Source organism: Actinopolyspora sabaoui (assembly GCF_051225635.1).
Taxonomy (GTDB): Bacteria; Actinomycetota; Actinomycetes; order Mycobacteriales; family Pseudonocardiaceae; genus Actinopolyspora.
Genome location: NZ_JBMIHH010000007.1, coordinates 94176 through 113991 on the forward strand (window position 1 = coordinate 94176; position 19816 = coordinate 113991).

Sequence of the window (19816 nt, forward strand, 5' to 3'; positions counted from 1 at the left end):
GCGGGTCGCAGCGCGGGGGTCCCAGGTGCGTGAGTCGGATGCGTTGCGAGGCCGGGCACCGGCTTCCCGGTGTTCTTTCGGCGCGCCAGCGTCGAAACACCGCTAACGCCACTCGCACCACGCTTCGATGCGGAAGGTTCCGCCACAGCACCATCCGAGCACAACGCACCGAAAAACAGTTCCTAATGCCGGGCGAAGTCACCGTTCTCAGGGACGGCGACCTCCCCGCGCGCGGCCCGGGCCGCGATGTCGGTGCGGTAGTGCGCACCGGGCAGGTGCACACCGTCCACGCGCCGGTAGACCTCCGCACGCGCGGACTCCAGGTCCTCGCCGGTGGCCACCACCGAGAGCACCCGTCCTCCCGCGGCGAGCACGGCGCCGTCCTCTTCTCTCCTGCGGGTGCCGGAGTGCAGCACACCGGGGCCGTCGCTGCCGCCGATCACGTCGTCGAGGCGTGGCCTGCCGGGGTACCCCTCGGCTGCCAGGATGACGGTCACAGCCGCACCGGGCTCCCACTCGGGCTCGGGTGCCTCGGCCAGTTCCCCGTTGGCGACGGCGGCGAGCAGAGTCGACAGCGGGGTGCGGAGCATCGCCAGGATCGCCTGCGTCTCCGGGTCGCCGAAGCGGCAGTTGAACTCGATGACCTGCGGCCCGTTCGAGGTCAGCGCCAGCCCGGCGTAGAGCAGGCCGGAGTAGGGAGTACCGCGCCGTGCCAGCTCCTCCGCCGTGGGGCGTACGACGGTGTCGACGACCTCCTCGACCATTCCCTCCGGAGCCCAGGGCAGCGGTGCGTAAGCCCCCATCCCACCGGTGTTGGGGCCCGCGTCGCCGTCACCGACCCGCTTGAAGTCCTGTGCGGGCAGCAACGGACGCACCGTGGTGCCGTCGACCAGGCACAGCAGCGACGCCTCCGGACCGTCCAGGAACGACTCCAGCAGCACCGGATGGCCGTCATCCAGCAGCTTGAGAGCGTGAGCCCGTGCGGCGTCGAAATCGCTGGTGACGAGTACTCCCTTGCCGCCTGCCAGGCCGTCGTCCTTGACCACCCAGGTGGGACCGAAGTTGACCAGCGCGGCGTCCAGCTTCGCCGGGTTGTCCACGGTCTCGCTGTGCGCGGTCGGCACACCGGCCGAGAGCATCACGTCCTTGGCGAAGGCCTTCGAGCCCTCGATGCGTGCCGCGGCCTTGGACGGCCCGAAGCAGGGGACGCCCGCCGCTCGAACCGCGTCGGCCGCGCCCACGACCAGCGGGGTCTCGGGACCGAACACCACCAGGTCGGCCCGCCACTTCACCGCGAGTTCGGCGATCTCATCGGGGGCAGCGACATCCACCGAGTACGACTCGGCGATCGTCGCGGTGCCCGCGTTGCCGGGGGCACACGCCAGGGCCGTCACCTCCGGGTCGCGGGAGAGCGCCCGCAGGATCGCGTGTTCCCTGCCGCCTGCACCAATCACGAGGATGCGCACGCCCCGCAGCGTAAAGCTTGGCCGGAGAGCGCACGCCTCACCCCCCGCCGAGAAGTGGCCGAGACGACGCCGACCGTTCACCCCGAGTTCGCCACGAGGTGCGAGACCGTGATCGACGATCGCTCCGAACGGATAAGCGAGCAGGAGAGGTGCACGTGCCACGGAAACGGATACGCGAGATCGCGGTACTTTGTACGATGGCCTTCGCGGCGCTGCCGGTACTGGGGGTTTCCTCGGCTGCCGAAACGGAGACCGCCGCCCCGAAGCATTCGGACGCGAAACGACACCCGAAGGGGGACGAGACCATCCGGGTCTTCGGTCACCGGGGAGCACCGGGTTACCGGCCGGAACACACCCTCGCCTCCTACGAGCTGGCGGCGCGGATGGGCGCCGACTACATCGAGCCGGACCTCGTACCCACCAAGGACGGGGTACTCGTCGCCAGGCACGAGAACGAGATCAGCGGCACCACCGACGTGGCCGAGCACCCCGAGTTCGCGGACCGCAGGACCACCAAGGTCATCGACGGGGAGCGGGTGACCGGCTGGTTCACCGAGGACTTCACCCTGGCCGAACTCAAGACGCTGCGGGCGACCGAACGCCTTCCCGAGCTCAGACAGCGAAACACCGTCTTCGACGGTCGATTCGAGATCCCGACCTTCCAGGAGATCATCGATCTCAAGGGGGAACTGTCCCGCGAGCTGGGCAGGCGAATCGGAATCGCACCGGAGATCAAGCACCCGAGCTACTTCCACTCGGTGGGGCTGGGCATGGAACCCGATGTGGTGCGGGCCCTTGACCGCAACGGGCTCAACCACCCGCACGCGAAGGTGGCGGTGCAGTCCTTCGAGGTGGGCAATCTACGATGGCTGGACCGCCGGCTGCGTGTCGATCTGGTGCAGCTGGTGTGGAGCAGCGGCGCGCCGCGCGACTTCGTCGAGAGCGGCGACCCGCGCGAGTACGCCGACATGGTGACCCCGGCCGGGCTACGCGAGATGGCCGAGTACGCCGACTGGGTGGCGCCGGTCACGACCATGATCCTGCCCCGGGACGAGAACGGTCGCCTCACCGAACCGACGAGTCTGGTGGGCCACGCTCACGAGGCCGGGCTGCGGGTGGTCACCTACACGGTGCGGGCGGAGAACGCCTTCCTGCCCGCGGAGTTCCGGAGCTCGGACGTGGACGCCGCCTACGGCGACGTGTTCGGCTTCCTCCGGGAGTTGTTCGCCACCGGTGTGGATGCCGTGTTCGCCGATCAGCCCGATCTCGCCCACCACGCACGAGAAAGGTGGGGAACTCACCCGGCGTAGCCGGTCGCTCGGCGGAACCTCCGGGGGCGCCTCGCTACCTCGCCCACGGTCACTTCCCGAGGAGGGTTCCGGGACGGCGCGATTTCGCGAGAAATTGACGTCGCCGCACGGCGTTGTGGCCCCGGTTCCGTCAATTTCCCAAGAAATCGCGGAGCCACCGGCACCGGCGAATAGCCGCACTCCCACCACTCCCGCAAGCCGAACCCCCACCACTCTCGCGGTCGGCACCGCCGCGGGTTCTCGCGTGCGGCTCTCGCGAGGAAGGCCCGACGTTGTGTAGGTCGCTACCCGATGTCGGGCCTCCCCGGAGCGAGAGCCGCACGAGAGGTTCCGCCACTTCAACCAGCTACGCAGCCCGGCAGGCCGCAAACGTAATCACGCCATCTGGTGGCGAACGATGGTCTGATCCCTCCCGGGCCCGACCCCGATCGCCGAGATCCGCGCCTGGGCGAGCTCCTCCAGCCGCTCGATGTAGGCACGCGCGTTGGCGGGCAGGTCCTCGAAGGTGCGCGCTCCGCTGATGTCCTCGCGCCAGCCGGGCATCTCCTCGTAGACCGGCACGGCGTGGTGCACGCCGGTCTGGGTCATCGGCATCTCGGAGGTGCGCATCCCGTCCACGTCGTAGGCCACGCAGACCGGCACCGTCTCGAGCCCGGAGAGCACGTCCAGCTTGGTCAGGAAGTAGTCGGTGATGCCGTTGACCCTGGTCGCGTAGCGCGCGATCACCGCGTCGAACCAGCCGGTGCGGCGGTCCCTGCCGGTGTTCACCCCGACCTCACCGCCGACCTTGCGCAGGTTCTCGCCCGCCTCGTCGGTGAGCTCGGTGGGGAACGGCCCCGCGCCGACACGGGTGGTGTAGGCCTTGATGATGCCGATCACCGAGTCGATCCGGCTCGGGCCGATCCCCGCCCCGGCACAGGCACCGCCGGCCGTGGGGTTGGAGGACGTGACGAACGGGTAGGTGCCGTGATCCACGTCGAGCAGCGTGCCCTGCGACCCCTCCAGCAGCACCGTCTCGTTCCGGCCGAGCGCCTGGTCCAGCATCAGCTTCGTCTCCGCGACCCGGCCCGCGAACCGTTCGGCCTGCGCCAGCACCGTGTCGACGACCTCCTCCGGGTCCATCGCACGCCTGTTGTAGACCTTGACCAGCACCTGGTTCTTGTACTCCAGGGCTGCCTCCACCTTCTGGCGGAGAATCTTCTCGTCCAGCACGTCCTGCGCCCGAACCCCGACCCGGGCGACCTTGTCCTGGTAGCAGGGACCGATTCCCCGACCGGTGGTTCCGATGCGCTTCTTGCCGAGGTAACGCTCCGTAACCCGGTCCATCGCCACGTGGTAGGGCATCACCAGGTGCGCGTCCGCCGACAGCGAGAGCTTGGAGGTGTCCACGCCGCGGGACTCCAGCCCGTCCAGCTCCTCGAGCAGGGCCTCCGGGCTGACCACCACACCGTTGCCGATGACGTTGTGCACCTCGGGGCTGAGGATTCCCGAGGGGATCAGCTTCAGCGCGAAGTCCTGCCCGTCCGGCAAAACCACCGTGTGACCCGCGTTGTTGCCACCCTGATAACGAACGACCCACTGCGCCTGCTCACCGAGCAGGTCGGTCGCCTTACCCTTTCCCTCGTCACCCCACTGGGCGCCGATCAACACGATTGCCGGCATGTGAAACTCCAACCTGTCACTGGAGACGGTCTGTGCAACTGGTAACGGCGGGTCATCGCTGTCGGTGGCCACGGGTGCGTCGCCACACCGAGGAAGGCCCGGCACCTGCGAATGCCGACCGATCAGGGTAAACCAGGAGCGTAACGTGACTACCACCGCACTATCCTGCGGAAACATCGAACGCGAAGCACGCCCGGAACGAGCCGACGTGCGGTGGTTCGACCTGCCGCCCCAACCGTCACGCACCGACGTGGACCCGATACTGCTCGAGGCCGAGGGCCGTGTGGTGGTGCACGGTACGGATGCGGATCTGGCCGCCGTGGTGCTGCGGCTGCTGCGTAAGAAGCTACTAGCGGAGTTGTCCGTGGGCTACGTCCCGGTCACCCGTTCCCCCGCGAGCTCGGTGTGGTCCCTCCCGGTCGGGGAGTTCGACACGGCGCTGGCGGCACCGGCGAGGGCCACTCCACTGATCAGGGACGACTCCGGCGGTGTGCTGCTGGGGCGCGGCGCGATAGCACCGATGACCGGGCAGGTGTACTGCGACGACCAGCGCATGCTGCACGGTTCGGCACGCTCGGTCGAGGTCTTCCCGGATCCGCAGGCACCCCCGCTGAGCGAGCCCACCGACGACCCGCTGACCACCCAGCCCGCGCCGGTCACGACCGGCCTGCTGACCGTGGTGACCACCCGGAAAGCGCTGCGAAAGCGGCGCGAATCGGCACGGGGCCGCGCGATGCAGGCCTCCTTCGAGGAGACCACGGTCCACCGGGACGGGGTGGCGCACCCCCGGCCGCTGCACCGCTGTGCCTGGTACCGGCACACCCGGGACCTGCTGCTCGCCCGCCCGGGACTCCCCCGATAACACCCCGCGCCGGTGACGATCACCGGACAGCGGATTGCGTGGTCCGGCTCCCCACCCGTATGCCGAGATCAGATATCTTCCGCACCTCACCGGTACGCCACGCACCACCACGGCCACCCCTCGGCCGGAGTCGTCCCCGGAGGCAGTCATGCCCGTAGAAAGAGCGCTGCGTACGGCGACAGCCGTACTACCCGTCCTCGTCGTGTTGGGATGCGCCACCCTCACCCCGACGGAGGAGACCGACTCCACCGCCGGCCCCCCGGGCGCACCGGACACCGCCCGGGCGGAGGAAATGCTCGCCGACCTCCGGACGGCCCCGGAGGGCTCGATGGACGGGTACGACCGCGACGAGTTCCCGCACTGGGACGAGGCCGAGGGCGAGAACTGCAACGTCCGGGAGCGGGTGCTCATTCGCGACGGTGAGAACGTACGGACCGGCTCGGACTGCTATCCCACCTCGGGAACCTGGGACAGCCCCTACGACGAGGGCAGCTGGAGCGATCCCGCGGAGCTGGACATAGATCACATGGTTCCGCTGGCAGCGGCCTGGCGCTCCGGGGCCTCCGACTGGACACGAAAGAAACGCGAACGGTTCGCCAACGATCTGTCCGGGCCGCAGTTGCTCGCCGTCACGGACAACGTCAACCAGTCCAAGGGTGACGAAACCCCGGACGAGTGGCTACCACCGGACGAGAGTTTCCACTGCGAGTACGCGAGGTCCTGGATCGGCACCAAGCACAACTGGGGCCTGACCGTCACCGGAGCCGAGCGGAGCGCGCTGCGCGGTGTGTTGGACGGCTGCTGAGCGGAGTTCTCCGCCGGGGTGGCGACCTGCTCGTCGGCGGAACCTCCGGCCTTCTCCCGTTCCGGTAGCGGAGCCTTCGAGGAGCTACGGGCGGCCGTGGCGCGGGCCGATCTCCCAAGCGGCCGTCACTCCGGGGACTGCCCACTCCGGGGGCCGGTCACTCCGGAGGCTGGTCGGAGGAGGACTCGGCGGAATCCTCCCCGGATTCCGGGTGCAGCGGGGGCAAACTGGCGAGCGCCTCGGAACGGCTCAATCCAGTGGCCTGCAACAGGTCCACCGTGATGGAACGGATCTGCAGCACCACCACCTGCATGGAGAAGTCCGTTTCGGACACCAGCCGAACCGTGGTGCGGCGCGCGACCGAACGGGCCGCTTCCCTGGTGCGCAGCGGTTCCGAGCCGTCGGCGAGCTCGTCCCGCAGCAACACCACCACCCCGGCCAGTTCCTCCAGCATCCCCGGTACCGGATCAGGGACCGGCTCCTCGTCGCGCAACGCCGCCAGCGCGCGCCGGGCGAGCACCCGGGTGTTCCGCAACGCGCGATCGACCGGGGTGGCGGCGGTCTGGTAGTGCTCCAGCTCCCCGCGGTTGCGCCAACGGATCGGGGCGTACCTGGCTATCTCGTCACCGGTGGTCAGCGCGGAACGCAGTTCCTCGACCGAGCGATGGCTCTTGCGCGCGGCGACGAGCACGTCGGAGGCCGCGGCACTGTCCTCGCCCGCCATGGCGGCGGAGATACCGCGCAGCGCGTCAGCCAACGAGCCGAGCACCGTCCTGCCGTAGCGATGGGCCACGGCGAGCGGGTTCTGCGGCAGCAACGCCGCCACGATCAAACCGACCACACCGCCGATCGCGGCGTCGACCATGCGGTTGAGCCCGCCCATCGTGGCAGGCGGCAGCAGGGTGGCTACGAGCACCGAGGACGAAGCGGCCTGCATGACGATCACGCCACCAGCGTCCAGCAACACGGCCGTGCTCATGGCCAGCGCCACCACCAGCGCGATCTGCCACGGCCCTGTCCCGATGACGGAGATCAGCACGTCGCCGACGCCCACACCGACACTGACCCCCACCACGAGCTCGGCGGCGCGGCGCAACCGCTGTCCCAGCGAGATGCCGAGCGCGATCACGCCCGCTATCGGCGCGAAGAAGGGTTCGGGATGGCCGACCACGTGTCGGGCGATCAACCAGGCGATCCCGGCCGAGATCGCACACTGCACGATCGGGATACCGGTCCGCAGTAGACGCTGCGTTCGTCGGAGGAGTTCCTGGCGAAATCGCTGCACGCTGTCATTCTGCGGCAATCACGGATCGTGATCCGGCCAGCCCGGGCACGTCCCCGACAGCGCCCGTGGCGGAACTCGCTCCGGGGAGGAGTGACCCCGGGCGCCGCGAGTGGGTAGCCCGCAACGGCTGCCCGACTGATGAGCAGCGACGACCGGACGGAACCGCTTTCCCCGACGAGTACCGATGCGACCGGCGGCCGGACCGCTCGGGCGGTCCGGCCCGATCGGCTCAGAGCCCGTTGGCCTCCAGGGAAGCCGGATCACTGTCGGCGAGCAGTTGGCTGCAACGCTGGTACTCCTCGTCCTCACCGATGTCCCGGGCCGCCTTCGCCAACATCGCCACGGAACGCAGCACACCCTGGTTCGGGCGGTGGTGCCACGGAACGGGCCCGAAGCCCTTCCAGCCCGCCTTGCGTAGCGCGTCCAGGCCACGGTGGTAGCCGGTGCGCGCGTACGCGTAGGCGGCCACGGGGCTCTCGGACTCCAGGGCGAGCTCGGCCAGCCGGGCCCAGGCGGCGCTGAAGGTGGGGTGCCGGGCCGCGACGTCGGCGGGGTCGTCCCCTCGGTCCAGCTCCGCCTGCGCATCGCTGTCCTCGGGCAGCATTGTCTCCGGTGGTTCCAGCAGGTTTCCTCGCGTCATCATGACCTCATCCTGCCAGCCGGGCCGGCTCGGGTGGCCGGTCGCGGGCGCCGGTGCGCCGAACCGGACACGCCCGACGGAAGCTCGCTGCCGGGACGCTCGACCGAAATCTGTCCGGGTCTCGATCAGCCGAGCCAGCTGCCGGTGACCGCCTTCCACTCCCGAACCGTGGTCTCACCGAGTACGCCCTCCCTGGCGTAGGGGTCCTCGGCCAGGATGCGGTCGAGTTCGGCACGGTCGGGGACCTCGTAGACCAGCATCGCGCCGTCACCGTCGACGAACGGGCCACCGGCCAGCAGCACTCCCCGGTTCGCGAGGTCCTTGGCGTAGTCCCGGTGTTCCGGGCGGACCCGTTCGAGCAGTTCACGGTCCTCGCCGTATCGGATGTGCACGACAAAAGTGGCCATTTCCACCCTTTCGGACGATGTTTTTGTCACAAGTTTCTTGCGGAGGTTACCGGGTAAGCAGACGAATCGGGGGCCGAGCCGGTACCTTGCTGAATCGTGATCGGGGACGGAACCAGCGGAGTGGAACGCTCGGTCGAGCGCACGCTCGGCCACCTACGTGCTCTGGACGGATCGGACGATCAGGAGGATCAGGACGATCAGCCCCAGGCACCGCTGACACTGGAGGACCTCTACCGCAACCAGCAGATGCGGATGGTGCGGCTCGCCATCCTGCTCGTCGACGACCCGGCGACCGCCGAGGACGTGGTGCAGGAGGCGTTCACCGGGCTGTATCGCAACTGGGCGCAGCTGCGGGACTCCAAGGCTGCCGTGGGATACCTGCGCACGGCAGTGGTCAACGGCAGCCGCTCGGTGCTGCGACGACGCAAGACCGCACGCGAGTACCAGCCGCCGCACCAGCCCGATGCGCGTTCCGCCGAGTCGCTGGCGATGCTCTCCAGCGAGCATCAGGCGATCGTGGCCGCGCTGGGACACCTGCCCCGGCGGCAGCGCGAGGTGCTGGTACTGCGCTACTACGGAAACATGTCGGAGGGTGAGATCGCCGAGGCGACCGGTGTGTCCAAGGGAACGGTGAAGTCCACGGCCAGCCGGGCCCTGGAGGCGCTGCAGAAGCAGCTCGGCAACGCCTGAGCGGTAGTTCCGCACCCCGGCTCGCCCGGCGATGCGAGTGGCGGAATCTCCCGCCGGACTCCCTCGCGGGCCCCGCCCGTGGGCGGGGCCGTCGTGTTGGGGCACATGGGTAACTCCCGTGGCCCCCTGGTCGCACACGTGGTTCCGATACCACCCATCCGGGAGGAACGAGTCGGGAAACGTGGCTCTTCGCGGTGCGTCCGCCCGGCGAGGTCGAGCAGCTGTCCCGAGAACCGCTCGTAGGCGGCACGGACGCCGCCGGGTCGTCACGGTACGCACTGGAACACTCACGTACTGAATCGATTCATTTCACCGATTGCCCCGAAAGAGCGGCACACACCACGTCTCCGACAGGTGGTGTAGACCAAAATGGGGTCGATGCCGCAGGATCGGACTAGCAACCCGAAACATTCGCCCGGCAACACGGGGCGACTCCAGCGGCACCGACCGCAGCCGCTCCTGGAAGGAACGCCGAGACTGTGAGCAACGAAGCAACCGAGCCGTCGCTGATCGGTGGGCGGATCGTCACCGACGAGGGAGCGCCGCGGGACGGCTGGATCCGCCTCGAGAGGGGACGGATCGCCGAGATCGGTGAAGGCCCCGCCCCCGGCGGACTGCGGCCGGAGCTCAGCGGCCACTGGATCGTCCCCGGATTCGTCGACATCCACTGCCACGGCGGAGGTGGTGGATCACTGACCAGCCGGGATCGGGGACAGATCAGCGCCGCCGTGGCGGCGCACCGTGCACACGGCACCACGACGATGCTGGCCAGCCTGGTCACGGCCTCCGTGCCACAACTCCGAGAACAGATCACCTCCCTGCTCGAACCGGTGCGCGAGGGGCTGCTCGCCGGAATCCACCTGGAGGGCCCGTTCCTCTCGGCGGTGCGTTGCGGCGCCCACGACACCGACATGCTGCGCGCCCCCGACCCGGAAACCGTCGCCGAACTGCTCGAAGCGGGCGAGGGCGCGGTCCGGATGGTCACACTGGCGCCGGAGCTCGACGGGGCCGTCGAGGCGGTCAAGCAACTCGCCGGGGCCGGGGTGCTCGCCGCCGTCGGTCACACCGACGCGGTTGCCGAACAGGTGCGCCCGGCGATCGACGCCGGAGCCACCGTGGCGACCCACCTGTTCAACGGAATGCGGCCACTGCACCACCGCGAGCCGGGACCGGTGGGCACCCTGCTGGACGACGAGCGGATCACCATCGAGATGATCTGCGACATGGTCCACCTGCACCCGACGGTGGCGCGGTTGGTCGCACGGCACGCGGGCCTCGCACGCACCGTCGCGGTCACCGACGCGATCAGCGCCACGGAGGCGGGGGACGGGCACTACGAACTGGGCAGCCTGCCGCTGACCGTCACCAACGGTGAACCCAGACTGGCGGACGGCTCACTGGCGGGCAGCACGCTGACGATGGACACCGCGCTGCGCAACCTGGTCGAACGCTGCGGGCTGAGCCTACCGGAGGCGGTGGCTGCCTGTGCCACCAAACCGGCCGAGCTGCTGGGGCTGTCCGACCGGCTGGGCTCGATCCGCACCGGCCTGGCCGCGGACCTGGTGGTGCTGGACGAAGGGCTGCGTCCCCGCTACGTGCTCAAGGACGGTTCGCCGGTCCCCGCGGTCCCGGACAACGCCGCCAGGTTGGCCGGATGAGCACCACTCCCACACGACAACCGTGCGGATACCTACGCTGAAGGGCATGAGTACGTCCTCGACGGGTGGCGAACCGGATGCGGAGCGGGTGCTCTCCGCCGCGTTGCGCGCGCAGGCGACCGGCAACGGGAACGCGGAACCCGAGTCCGCGCCGAACCGGCGACCGCCGCGGCAACCGAAACCGCGGCGGTTGCCGGTGTCGCGTGTGCTGCTCTACGCGCTGCTGCTGGGAATTCTCGTCGGCGGCGTCGCGGGTGTGATCTCGATGCTTTGAGCTCCATGTGGGGAGCTCAGCGGCACGGCCGAGCTCCTGTCCCGGGGACGCCGCGGCGGCGACTGGCGAGGGGGCTCGTCGATTTCTCGCGAAATCGCCGCGCCACTTCGACGCGGCCGAGCTCCCACCACTCCCGCAAATCGGTCCCCGACCACCCTCACGATCGGCACCGCCGCGGGAGGTTCCGCCAAGCGAGCAGCTCGACAACCCGAGCGGAAAACTTCGATCAACCGACCCTGGAGATCTGCTCGGTGGGCTCGTCGTCGTTCGGCCTGTGCCGCAACGCGAGGTGCTCGATCACCAGGACCGTCGCCACCAGGGCCACACCCAACAGGAAGAACAGCACCGTCACACCCACGTTGCCCGAGGGGGCGAGCAGCTCGCGGTGCTCCTCGGTCTGCCAGGGCCACAGGGCGCGCAGGCAACCGGCCATGATCCCGGTCATCACGACCAGCGTGATCCGCCTGCGGTGCTCCAGCAGCCACTGCAGCAGTTTGACGAACAGGGAGAGGCCGATGATCGCGCCCACCGCGAAGGTCGCGATGTAGCCGACGTCCCGCTCGTTGAGCGCGGAGAGCGTCGTCTCGTAGAGCCCGAAGGAGAGCAGGAAAAAGGAACCGGAGACCCCGGGCAGCACCAGGGCGCAGACCGCCACTGCCGCTGCCAGCGCCACGATCAGCGGGTTCGGCGAGACAGCGGCGGGAGGGAGACTGGTGAGCCCGAACGCGAGCAGTGCGGCCAGCACGGCCGTGATGACGTCGGCAGCCCGCCAGGCCCGACCGATCATGGATATGGGAACCCACAGCGAGGCCAGCACCAGTCCGAAGAACACCGCGCGGGAGGAGATCGGATGCTCCTCGATCACCGGTTCCAGCAGTTTGGCGGCGATCAACGCGGCGCACACCAGTCCGATGAGCGCGGGCAGTACCACGTCCCAGCGCACCTTGCGAAACTCGATCCCCGCGCGGCTGAAACCGGCGCCACGCGGCACGTCGGCCACAGCCAGCCGCAACGCGCTGAGCAGATGTCCGGCGGAACCGATCAGTGCTTCGTATATCCCGGTGACCAGGGCGATCGTTCCACCGCTCACACCGGGAACGATCTCGGCGGTACCGATCAGGGCACCGCGAACCAGGTTCGCTAGATACGCACGCAATGAGTTGACCATGACCTGCTTTTCATTGTCGGACACTGCAGAAACCGACCGGAGGCGCCACCGGGCCCGCCCGTGCCGAACGCTCCGGCGGGAGTGATTCGCCGGTTCGAGTGAGTACGACACTACCGATCGCCCTCATGGTGCCACCCGGCAGTGCTCCAAGGCTCGCCGGAGATCGGAAAACAGCCCCGACTCCCCGAAAGGGTGAGGTCACCAGGCGTTCTCCAGCCGGGCGTGCTGCCTGATCCAGGTGTGCATGACGATCCCGGAAGCCACCCCGGCGTTGATCGACCTGGTGGAACCGAACTGCGCTATGGAAACCACCAGATCGGCTATGCGACGGGAGTCGTCCCCGAGACCGGGTCCCTCCTGTCCGAACAGCAGCACGCAGTCGGCGGGTAGCTCCACCCGCTCTATCGGGGTGGCTCCGGGGGTGTTGTCCACGGCCACCACGTGCAGCGAGTGCTCCTCGGCATAGGCACGCAGCTCGTCCAGCCCCGGATGGTGGCGCACGTGCTGGTAGCGGTCGGTGACCATGGCGCCGCGCCGGTTCCAGCGTCTGCGGCCGACGATGTGGACCTCCTGCGCCGCGAAGGCGTTGGCGGTGCGTACGACCGTTCCGATGTTGTGGTCGTGCTGGAAGTTCTCGATGGCCACGTGGAAGCCGTGCCGCCTACGGTCCAGCTCGGCCACGATGGCCTCCCGGCTCCAGTAGCGGTACTGGTCGACCACGTTGCGACGATCACCGTGTTCCAGGAGTTCGGGATCGTAGTGCTCGCCCGCCGGCCATTCCCCTTCCCACGGGCCCACCCCGACCTGGGCACCCCACTCGGTCGGCCCGGCCTCGGGCTGCTCCCGCTCGGTTGCTTCCTGGCCGGACGGTCCGTGTCCGGGAGTTCCCGAACCGTCCCGCTGTCGGTCGGCGTCCCGGGAGTTGTCGACCGGACGCTCCTCCTCGGACACGCTGCGGTGCGCTCCGGCGCTGTCGTTGGAACTCACCAGGGCTCCTGCTGCTAGTGCGTTGTCGGGTTCCTTCAGTCCAGCCCCAGATCCGCGAGCCCCAGCAACGAGCGGTACGGCAGCCCCGCGGCCTCGATGGCTTCACGGGCTCCGGTGTCGCGGTCGACCACGGTGGCCACTCCGAGCACCTCGGCATCGGCCTCTCGTAGGGCCTCGACGGCGGTGAGCACGCTCTCCCCGGTGGTCGAGGTGTCCTCCACGGCCAGCACCCGACGTCCGGAGACGTTCGGTCCCTCGATCCGACGCTGCATGCCGTGTTGTTTGGCGTTCTTGCGCACCACGAACGCGTCCAGCGGAGCCCCTGCGGAGTGCAGCACCGCGGTTGCCACCGGATCCGCGCCCAGCGTGAGCCCGCCCACGGCCGTGTAATCCCAGTCCGATGTGAGCTGCCGCAGCAGCGTTCCGATCAGCGGTGCCGCCTCGTGATGCAACGTGGCCCTGCGGAGGTCCACGTAGTAGTCGGCACGCCGTCCCGAGGACAGCGTGACCGGCTCGTGTACCACCGTGAGGTCCCGGACGAGCCGGGCGAGCTGGTCACGACGTTGCTGGTCAACCGTAGTGTGCGCGGTTCGTTCCTCCACGACCGGCAGCATACCGCTCCGACTGATGATCATTTTCGCCTGGCACGAAATTCGGGTATATTACCCGAAACCGAAGTCAATTTTAGCCAGAACGAAAAATCTCACCTAATCGTGTGATCAAATAGGGATGCACCCCGAAAAGGAACCAGCGGTTACTATTTCCGCCATGACATCAATCGCCGAAGTACGCCCGGTCGAGAACAGGGACGTCCCGGAAATACTTGAACTCGGCAACGAGATTTTCGACGTTTCGGTATTTCCCTACAGCGTGTGGTCGCTGGGAGCCATAGCCAAACATCTCGACCAACAGCCGGAAGCCTGCCACGTGGCGGAGGTGGGGTCGCGGAAAGTGGGATTCGTGTTGGCCTCGATGCCGTTCTTCGACCAGAAGTACTGGGGCCACGTCGAATGGATAGGACTACGAAAAGATTTCCGGGGCAAGGCGCTGGCGACCAAACTGGCCGACGCGACCATCCGGGCGCTCTACCACGCAGGCGCCACCCGGGTGGTGGGTGACATCTCGACGTCCAACAGGGAATCCAGGCTGCTCGCCCGTTCGATGGGATTCACCGAACTGACCACGATGACCTTGTTCGCCGCCCCCAGCCTGGACTGGATCAAGTCCGTGGCACCGGAGGAGGAGTTCGCCACCAGCGACGCCTGAGCGAAGTTTTCCGGTCGAGTTGTCGAGCTGCTCGCCCGGCGGAACCTCCCGGCGGTTCTCGCCCCGGGACGCGGGCACCTGGTAGCGACGATCCGGGATCGCGATTCGTGATTTCCGGCAGGACGGAAGTCACGAATCGCGCAGGCTCAGCTGCACCACCGGTGAGTGAGCAGGTGACTCCACGGGAACGACACCATCCCCGCGATGGTTGTCGTTCCCGAGCGGTGGGGTGGTCCGCGACACGGAAACACGGGCCGGGCTCGGCGGCCACGAATCCCGTGCGGCAGGCTCACCCCGTCACTGCCCTCGGACAGCGGACAGCTCGTCCTCCCGCCGCAGTGTCAGGATCATGGTCCCCAGTTCGGGAAGCTCACACCACGCGCTTACGGCGGCCACCGCACGTTCCGGAAGTTCGGATCCGAGCGAACGCTCGATCTCGTCCCAGTCTTCCCGCAACCGCCGTAGCGCCGTCGGCCAGGTGGGGGCGGTGTTCTCGGTGATGTCGAGGAACTCCACCGGTGCCAGCCCGGCTGCGTGGGCGAGTTCGAAGTATCGTGGCAACGTGTCCAGCGAGACGGCCTGGATCAGTTCGTAGTACTCGGCGGTGCGGGAGCGCAGCCGCTCGGTCATTCGAACTCGTACGTAGGGCGTTTCCAGCACCAGAAGTCCGCCGGGGCGCAGCAAACGGGCCATGCTGGACAGCAGTTCGCCCGTTTCGAAGTGCGGCGAGGACTCGACGGACATCACCGCGTCGAAACTCTCGGGGCGGAAGGGTGGGTTGAGCGCGTCGGCGTAATCGAAGGAAACATAGTGCGACACACCGTTCGAGCTGGCGTGGGTCGCGGCCTCTCGCAGCGCACGACGGTTTACGTCGATACCCGTGATGTCGGCACCGGTGCGGAGTCCCGCCGCCACGGTGGGACGGCCGTTACCGCACCCCACGTCCAGCACCCGATCTCCGGGCGACACGCGCAGCTTGTCGATCACGAGTTCCGCCAGCCTGGCGGTGGCCTCCTCCAGGGAACTCTCGTCCGTACCGTCGAACCAGTACCCGTTGTGCAAATCGGGACCCCAGTACTTCTCGGCCAACGGCGCGAACCGTTCGTAGGCATTCTCGATGCCGGTCGCCGGTAGGGCGGATCCCAATGCCGCTCGGTTTGACATGTCGTGTCTCCGGTTCTCGGTGAACTCGTTTCCGAATGACTTGCTGGCAGGACTGCCACTTTCCGGAAAACCGTGTTCGTTCTCGGCGCTCGACGACATCTCACGGGACGCTCATCCGAAACCGAACACCGCGCCTTCCGGACAGGGTGTCGCCGCGAAGAAAGTAGCAGCACTTCCGACCCGTTGTGTTACCCCGTCCGAGCGAGAGCGACATGACGTATTTTCATTTTTACTCGCCGGTATTTCCGAACACGTACGGCTCGGCGTGGATTCGGCGGAACCACACCGAGCCGTAATCGTCGGTCCGGTTTCCCCGTCAGGTCCGCCCCGGCGCGGCGTGACTTACGACGAACCGCTGCAACCGGTTCGGTATCAGCTTGCCGAGGGCCACCACGGCCTTGTACTGCGCGCCGGGAATCGACACGGTCCGACCGCGACGCAGATCGCGCAGCGCCTCGTGCACGAGCGTGTCGGCATCCAGCCAGAACGCCTTCGGCAGCGAACTCATCTCCAGCTGGGCACGCTGATGGAACTCGGTGCGGGTGAAACCGGGGCAAAGCGCCATGACTCGCACCCCGGTGTCCGCCAGTGCGGCGGACAAGCCCTCGGAGAACGTGGTCACATAGGCCTTCGTCGCCGAGTAGGTGGAGCCGGACATGGCGAAAAAACCGGCCACACTGGACAGATTGATCACGTCGCCCCGGCCGAAGTCACGCATCACCGGAACAACGGCGCGGGTCAGCCGCAACACGGCCGTGACGTTGAGATCCACCTGTTGCCGCAGCGTCTCGGGGTCGGTGTCCCAGAAAGCACCGGAGGTGCCGAAACCCGCGTTGTTGACCAGCAGGTCGATCGGCCTCGTCGCGTCACCGAGGCGACGTTCGACCTCCGCGAGTTCCTCGTCCCGGGTGAGATCCGCGGGCAACCGCTCGGCGACGGTACCGTAGCGATCACCCAGGTACTCGGCCAGCGAAGCCAGCCGTTCGGAATCACGGGCGACGAGCACCAGATCGTAGCCCTCTGCTGCGAGCCTGCGGGCGAAAGCCCGTCCGATACCGGCGGTGGCACCGGTTACGAGAGCGGTAGACATGTTTCGGACCCTACCCGCGAGTTTCCCCGGTGGTATCCTCCCTCGAAGCTCCGCTCGGTCCGCGGAAGGCTCGGTGGGGGCGGAAGGCTCGGCGGCATCAATTTCTCGCGAAATCACCAAGCCGCGGGGCTGGACACGTGGCGGTGCCCAACCGAGGTGTATCCGCACCCTGGTGCACCGCGTGCTGCCCGAGGCGTCCCGTCATCCCCGAGCCACCGCAGCACCCCGCCCAACCGCAGCACCCTGTGGAGGGAATACCCCGCGAGGTAACGGGATACCGCTCAAGCGGTGTCGTCCTCGGTGGTGGGGCTCGGGATTATCTCGTCGTCGGGACGCTCCGCGCTCGGGGTCTCGCCGTTGGGGTCCACTTCGAACGGATCGAGCAGGTCGGCGAACCGGCCCAATGCGCGCAGCGTGCCCTCCAGCTGTTCGGGTTCGGCCGCGGCGGGTTCCAGCGCCGCGAGTACCCAGTCGTTCTCCGCCCAGGCCACGGTCACGTCGTCGCCGAACTCCTCGACAGCGTCGACCACGTCCGGAGTGACCAGCGGCCGAGCCGTGGCGACGTCACCCACGAACGCGTAGCGCGAGCCGACCGGACCGAGCAGGTCGAGTTCGGACTCCGGTGGAACCGGCACCTCCGGCAACCACAGTTCGAGCGTGGTGGCCGTCGACCGGCGGCAACGTAGCCCGAGCAGCACCGCCACCGTCCTGCCCCCCACCACGAGGTCGAGCACCGAGACCTGGCGCCTTCCGTCGGCGGTGAAAGTGGATCCGGCCACGATGTCGGTGGCCACCGCCCCGTTGTACTGCGGCAGCAGCCCACGTTGCCACTTGGTCGGCAGCACCTGGTCGAACTCGGCGAACTGCCAGCCACGTAGCGCCGCCCAACGTCTTCTTTCCCGGTTCTTCGCCGTTCGCCGCGCGTGGTCGGTGATCAGCAGCGTGACGCCCGCCGCTGTCGCGACCGCCGCCACGGCGAACCAGGCCCAAGCAGGTATGCCCACACTCGCAGGGTAGTCGGCCACCGGAGCAGTGCGAAGATCACCTGCTCTCGAAATCGCGGTACCGGCCGGAAGAACACCCGAAAAGACTTGAACCGGACCACCCGGCTCGATCCGATGGGATCACTGTCCACTCGGAACGCACATCCGGAAGAGCTCGTCCCAGTCGGGCGCGTCGCCGGGCAGCCGGTCCGCCCGCTCACGGAGGCCGGGAAGCAGCAGTTCGAGGTAGCGCTGCCGCAGTTCGGCACGGCGGGCCTCGTCGGTGGCAAGGGGCGGATTGAGGTGCTTGAACAGCAGGAACACATCGGCCGAGCGCAAATCACCGCGCAGCTGCCCCGCACGCTGGGCCGTGCTCACCAGCTCCTCGATGAGTTCGATCATGCGTTGCCGCGGCCTGGTCAGCTCCTCGGAGACGTCCTCGGATTCCTCGTAGGGCGGCAGCACCACGCCGATTCCGGCATGCGCGCGCAGACATCCCCGCATGAACCGCACGAACGCGACCCAGGGGTCGGGTTCGGCCTCCCTCGCCGACTCCGCCTCGGCGATGACACGGCTCATGGCGGCGATCCGAACGTGCTCGGCCAGTCGTCGCTTGTTCGGGTAACGCCGGTAGATGCTGGCCACGCCGACTCCGGCGAGCTCGGCTATCTCGGAGACCGGAGCGGCGAATCCCTGCTGCGCGAACACCTCGCGAGCCGCGCTGATCACGCGTTCGTCGTAGTCCACGGCGTGCTGGGTTGTGGGCATGGCCACAGCATATCTCGGAACGGAATGATCCGATCCGGGGTAATGTTGCTCCGCGCGGAATAACTCGTTCCGGTGAGGAGAATCATGTCGCCCGAGCCGACCCCCACCACTTCCCCACCAATCACGGAGACCCCCCACCCGCGCCTCTTCTCGTCCGGTGGGGCGTTCGCACTCGCGGGACTCGTGCTCGCGGTGTTTCTGATGGCCTCCACGGCACCCTCCCCCATGTACGCCGTCTACCAGCGGGAGTGGGAGTTCTCCAGCACCGTGCTGACGGTGGTCTTCGCCGTCTACATGATCGGCATCCTGGCAGCGCTGCTGCTGTTCGGCTCGTTGTCGGACCATCTGGGGCGGCGCCCGGTGCTGCTCGGATCACTGGTGCTGGAGATCGGCTCGCTGCTGGTGCTGGCGTTCGCACCCGGGGTGGGCTGGCTGTGCGCGGGCAGGATCCTGCAGGGTCTGGCCACCGGAGCGGTCACCAGCGCGGTGAGCGCCACGCTGCTGGACTTCCAACCGCCGCGCAGCGGACGCGGCCCGCTGGTGAACGGGATCGCCGCCTCTGCGGGCATGGCGGTGGGATCGGCGATGGCGGGGGCGCTGGTGCAGTTCGCGCCCGCCCCGACCGAGTTGAGCTATCTGGTACTGATCGCCGCGCTGGTCGTGCTGTTCCTCGGGGTGCTGGCGATGCCCGAACCCGTGGCGCGGGGCCGGGTCGAGTTGAAACGGCTGCTGCGTCCGCAGCGGCCGATCGTGCCCGAAGGACGGGGGCGCACATTCACGTTGCTGGCCACCACGATGCTGGCCGCCTGGACGGTCGGCGGGATGTTCATGTCCCTGGGGCCCTCGGTGGCCAGTGGACTGGTCGAGAGCAACCAGCACTTCGTGGGTGGTCTGACCGTGACGGTGCTGGCCGGGGTCGGCAGCATCGGCCAGGTGCTGGCCTCGGGATGGCACGGCACCCGCGCGGTACGGCTGGCGGTCCCGTTGCTGCTGCTCGGCCTGGCCGCCGTGGCGACGGCGGTGATCCTCGGAAGCGCCGTGCTGCTGTTCGGCGGTTCGATCGTGCTGGGCGCGGGATGGGGGCTGATGTTCATGGGGGGTTTCCGGATGCTCAGCGCACTGGCGAAACCCGAACAGCGGGCGGGCACCTCGGCGATGATCTACGTGATCGCCTATCTCTCCGCCGGAGGTTCCAGCATCCTGCTCGGCTACCTGACCACGCTGTTCGGGCTGCACAACGCCACGATCGTGTTCGCCGTCGCGGCGGGGGTCTTCGCCGTGCTGGCCTGGATCGGCAGCGGCAGGGCCCGTTGAGCACGCGCCGATCCCGG

The 19816-nt window shown here is 68.2% G+C and carries 20 protein-coding genes; 8 read left to right on the top strand and 12 right to left on the bottom strand.

Going from position 1 to position 19816, the window contains the following annotated elements:
* Positions 1 to 182 precede the first annotated feature (182 nt).
* On the bottom strand, positions 183 to 1466 hold the full coding sequence (gene purD / locus ACOQFL_RS15005; RefSeq protein ID WP_435544781.1) for a phosphoribosylamine--glycine ligase: 1284 nt from the start codon (positions 1464 to 1466) through the stop codon (positions 183 to 185).
* Positions 1467 to 1663: 197 nt separating this feature from the next.
* Between purD and ACOQFL_RS15010 the strand changes: the two genes are divergently transcribed.
* The gene (locus tag ACOQFL_RS15010; RefSeq protein ID WP_435544969.1) at positions 1664 to 2776 is read left to right on the top strand and encodes a glycerophosphodiester phosphodiesterase; all 1113 of its coding nucleotides are present in this window, start codon (positions 1664 to 1666) and stop codon (positions 2774 to 2776) included.
* Between the two features lie 375 nt (positions 2777 to 3151).
* Here ACOQFL_RS15010 and ACOQFL_RS15015 read toward each other — a convergent pair whose 3' ends face one another.
* Positions 3152 to 4438 carry an adenylosuccinate synthase gene (locus ACOQFL_RS15015; RefSeq protein ID WP_435544782.1) on the bottom strand — a complete coding sequence of 429 codons (1287 nt, stop codon included), beginning with the start codon at positions 4436 to 4438 and terminating at the stop codon, positions 3152 to 3154.
* Between the two features lie 145 nt (positions 4439 to 4583).
* Between ACOQFL_RS15015 and ACOQFL_RS15020 the strand changes: the two genes are divergently transcribed.
* Positions 4584 to 5300, top strand: coding sequence for a hypothetical protein (locus ACOQFL_RS15020; RefSeq protein ID WP_435544783.1), 717 nt, complete (start codon positions 4584 to 4586; stop codon positions 5298 to 5300).
* Positions 5301 to 5448: 148 nt separating this feature from the next.
* Positions 5449 to 6105: an HNH endonuclease family protein gene (locus ACOQFL_RS15025; protein ID WP_435544784.1), complete on the top strand. Its 657-nt coding sequence runs from the start codon at positions 5449 to 5451 to the stop codon at positions 6103 to 6105.
* A 157-nt stretch (positions 6106 to 6262) separates the two neighbouring features.
* On the opposite strand, the gene ACOQFL_RS15030 is transcribed toward ACOQFL_RS15025, so the two are convergent.
* The 3 genes from ACOQFL_RS15030 to ACOQFL_RS15040 form a co-directional block, all read right to left on the bottom strand.
* Positions 6263 to 7390 (bottom strand): FUSC family protein, encoded by a 1128-nt coding sequence (locus ACOQFL_RS15030; RefSeq protein WP_435544785.1) that lies wholly within the window; start codon positions 7388 to 7390, stop codon positions 6263 to 6265.
* Between the two features lie 229 nt (positions 7391 to 7619).
* Entirely contained in the window at positions 7620 to 8030 is a 411-nt protein-coding gene (locus ACOQFL_RS15035) for a DUF3151 domain-containing protein (RefSeq protein WP_435544970.1), read from the bottom strand.
* A gap of 125 nt (positions 8031 to 8155) precedes the next feature.
* Complete coding sequence (locus ACOQFL_RS15040) at positions 8156 to 8437, bottom strand: YciI family protein (protein ID WP_435544786.1); 282 nt, start codon at positions 8435 to 8437, stop codon at positions 8156 to 8158.
* A 96-nt stretch (positions 8438 to 8533) separates the two neighbouring features.
* Here ACOQFL_RS15040 and ACOQFL_RS15045 point away from each other — a divergent pair, with 96 nt between their 5' ends.
* The 3 genes from ACOQFL_RS15045 (at position 8534) to ACOQFL_RS15055 (ending at position 11059) form a co-directional block, all read left to right on the top strand.
* The gene (locus ACOQFL_RS15045; RefSeq protein WP_435544787.1) at positions 8534 to 9127 is read left to right on the top strand and encodes a SigE family RNA polymerase sigma factor; all 594 of its coding nucleotides are present in this window, start codon (positions 8534 to 8536) and stop codon (positions 9125 to 9127) included.
* A gap of 479 nt (positions 9128 to 9606) precedes the next feature.
* Positions 9607 to 10785, top strand: a complete 1179-nt coding sequence (gene nagA / locus ACOQFL_RS15050; RefSeq protein WP_435544788.1) for an N-acetylglucosamine-6-phosphate deacetylase — start codon at positions 9607 to 9609, stop codon at positions 10783 to 10785.
* Positions 10786 to 10831: 46 nt separating this feature from the next.
* Positions 10832 to 11059, top strand: a complete 228-nt coding sequence (locus ACOQFL_RS15055; protein WP_435544789.1) for a hypothetical protein — start codon at positions 10832 to 10834, stop codon at positions 11057 to 11059.
* 226 nt (positions 11060 to 11285) lie between these two features.
* Here the strand turns inward: ACOQFL_RS15055 and ACOQFL_RS15060 are convergent, their stop codons facing one another.
* From ACOQFL_RS15060 to pyrE, 3 genes are all read right to left on the bottom strand, one after another.
* Positions 11286 to 12251: a DUF368 domain-containing protein gene (locus ACOQFL_RS15060; RefSeq protein ID WP_435544790.1), complete on the bottom strand. Its 966-nt coding sequence runs from the start codon at positions 12249 to 12251 to the stop codon at positions 11286 to 11288.
* Positions 12252 to 12425: 174 nt separating this feature from the next.
* On the bottom strand, positions 12426 to 13025 hold the full coding sequence (locus ACOQFL_RS15065) for a TrmH family RNA methyltransferase (RefSeq protein ID WP_435544971.1): 600 nt from the start codon (positions 13023 to 13025) through the stop codon (positions 12426 to 12428).
* Positions 13026 to 13249: 224 nt separating this feature from the next.
* Complete coding sequence (gene pyrE / locus ACOQFL_RS15070) at positions 13250 to 13828, bottom strand: orotate phosphoribosyltransferase (protein ID WP_435544791.1); 579 nt, start codon at positions 13826 to 13828, stop codon at positions 13250 to 13252.
* Between the two features lie 154 nt (positions 13829 to 13982).
* Here pyrE and ACOQFL_RS15075 point away from each other — a divergent pair, with 154 nt between their 5' ends.
* Positions 13983 to 14480 (top strand): GNAT family N-acetyltransferase, encoded by a 498-nt coding sequence (locus tag ACOQFL_RS15075; protein WP_435544792.1) that lies wholly within the window; start codon positions 13983 to 13985, stop codon positions 14478 to 14480.
* Between the two features lie 297 nt (positions 14481 to 14777).
* On the opposite strand, the gene ACOQFL_RS15080 is transcribed toward ACOQFL_RS15075, so the two are convergent.
* The 4 genes from ACOQFL_RS15080 to ACOQFL_RS15095 all read right to left on the bottom strand — a co-directional run bounded on the left by ACOQFL_RS15080 (position 14778) and on the right by ACOQFL_RS15095 (position 18485).
* Complete coding sequence (locus tag ACOQFL_RS15080) at positions 14778 to 15644, bottom strand: SAM-dependent methyltransferase (protein ID WP_435544793.1); 867 nt, start codon at positions 15642 to 15644, stop codon at positions 14778 to 14780.
* Between the two features lie 316 nt (positions 15645 to 15960).
* Positions 15961 to 16734: an SDR family NAD(P)-dependent oxidoreductase gene (locus ACOQFL_RS15085; protein ID WP_435544794.1), complete on the bottom strand. Its 774-nt coding sequence runs from the start codon at positions 16732 to 16734 to the stop codon at positions 15961 to 15963.
* Positions 16735 to 17015: 281 nt separating this feature from the next.
* Entirely contained in the window at positions 17016 to 17738 is a 723-nt protein-coding gene (locus ACOQFL_RS15090) for a TtfA family protein (protein WP_435544795.1), read from the bottom strand.
* Between the two features lie 120 nt (positions 17739 to 17858).
* Positions 17859 to 18485: a TetR/AcrR family transcriptional regulator gene (locus tag ACOQFL_RS15095; RefSeq protein WP_435544796.1), complete on the bottom strand. Its 627-nt coding sequence runs from the start codon at positions 18483 to 18485 to the stop codon at positions 17859 to 17861.
* Positions 18486 to 18569: 84 nt separating this feature from the next.
* Between ACOQFL_RS15095 and ACOQFL_RS15100 the strand changes: the two genes are divergently transcribed.
* Complete coding sequence (locus tag ACOQFL_RS15100; protein WP_435544797.1) at positions 18570 to 19799, top strand: MFS transporter; 1230 nt, start codon at positions 18570 to 18572, stop codon at positions 19797 to 19799.
* Positions 19800 to 19816: the final 17 nt, after the last annotated feature.

Excerpts from the sequence above, each read along its gene's own strand:
- ACOQFL_RS15010 (WP_435544969.1), top strand. The coding sequence starts at position 1,664 with ATGGCCTTCGCGGCGCTGCCGGTACTGGGGGTTTCCTCGGCTGCCGAA.
- ACOQFL_RS15015 (WP_435544782.1), bottom strand. The coding sequence starts at position 4,438 with ATGCCGGCAATCGTGTTGATCGGCGCCCAGTGGGGTGACGAGGGAAAG.
- ACOQFL_RS15025 (WP_435544784.1), top strand. The coding sequence starts at position 5,449 with ATGCCCGTAGAAAGAGCGCTGCGTACGGCGACAGCCGTACTACCCGTC.
- ACOQFL_RS15035 (WP_435544970.1), bottom strand. The coding sequence starts at position 8,030 with ATGACGCGAGGAAACCTGCTGGAACCACCGGAGACAATGCTGCCCGAG.
- ACOQFL_RS15040 (WP_435544786.1), bottom strand. The coding sequence starts at position 8,437 with ATGGCCACTTTTGTCGTGCACATCCGATACGGCGAGGACCGTGAACTG.
- ACOQFL_RS15055 (WP_435544789.1), top strand. The coding sequence starts at position 10,832 with ATGAGTACGTCCTCGACGGGTGGCGAACCGGATGCGGAGCGGGTGCTC.
- pyrE (WP_435544791.1), bottom strand. The coding sequence starts at position 13,828 with ATGCTGCCGGTCGTGGAGGAACGAACCGCGCACACTACGGTTGACCAG.
- ACOQFL_RS15075 (WP_435544792.1), top strand. The coding sequence starts at position 13,983 with ATGACATCAATCGCCGAAGTACGCCCGGTCGAGAACAGGGACGTCCCG.
- ACOQFL_RS15080 (WP_435544793.1), bottom strand. The coding sequence starts at position 15,644 with ATGTCAAACCGAGCGGCATTGGGATCCGCCCTACCGGCGACCGGCATC.
- ACOQFL_RS15085 (WP_435544794.1), bottom strand. The coding sequence starts at position 16,734 with ATGTCTACCGCTCTCGTAACCGGTGCCACCGCCGGTATCGGACGGGCT.
- ACOQFL_RS15095 (WP_435544796.1), bottom strand. The coding sequence starts at position 18,485 with ATGCCCACAACCCAGCACGCCGTGGACTACGACGAACGCGTGATCAGC.
- ACOQFL_RS15100 (WP_435544797.1), top strand. The coding sequence starts at position 18,570 with ATGTCGCCCGAGCCGACCCCCACCACTTCCCCACCAATCACGGAGACC.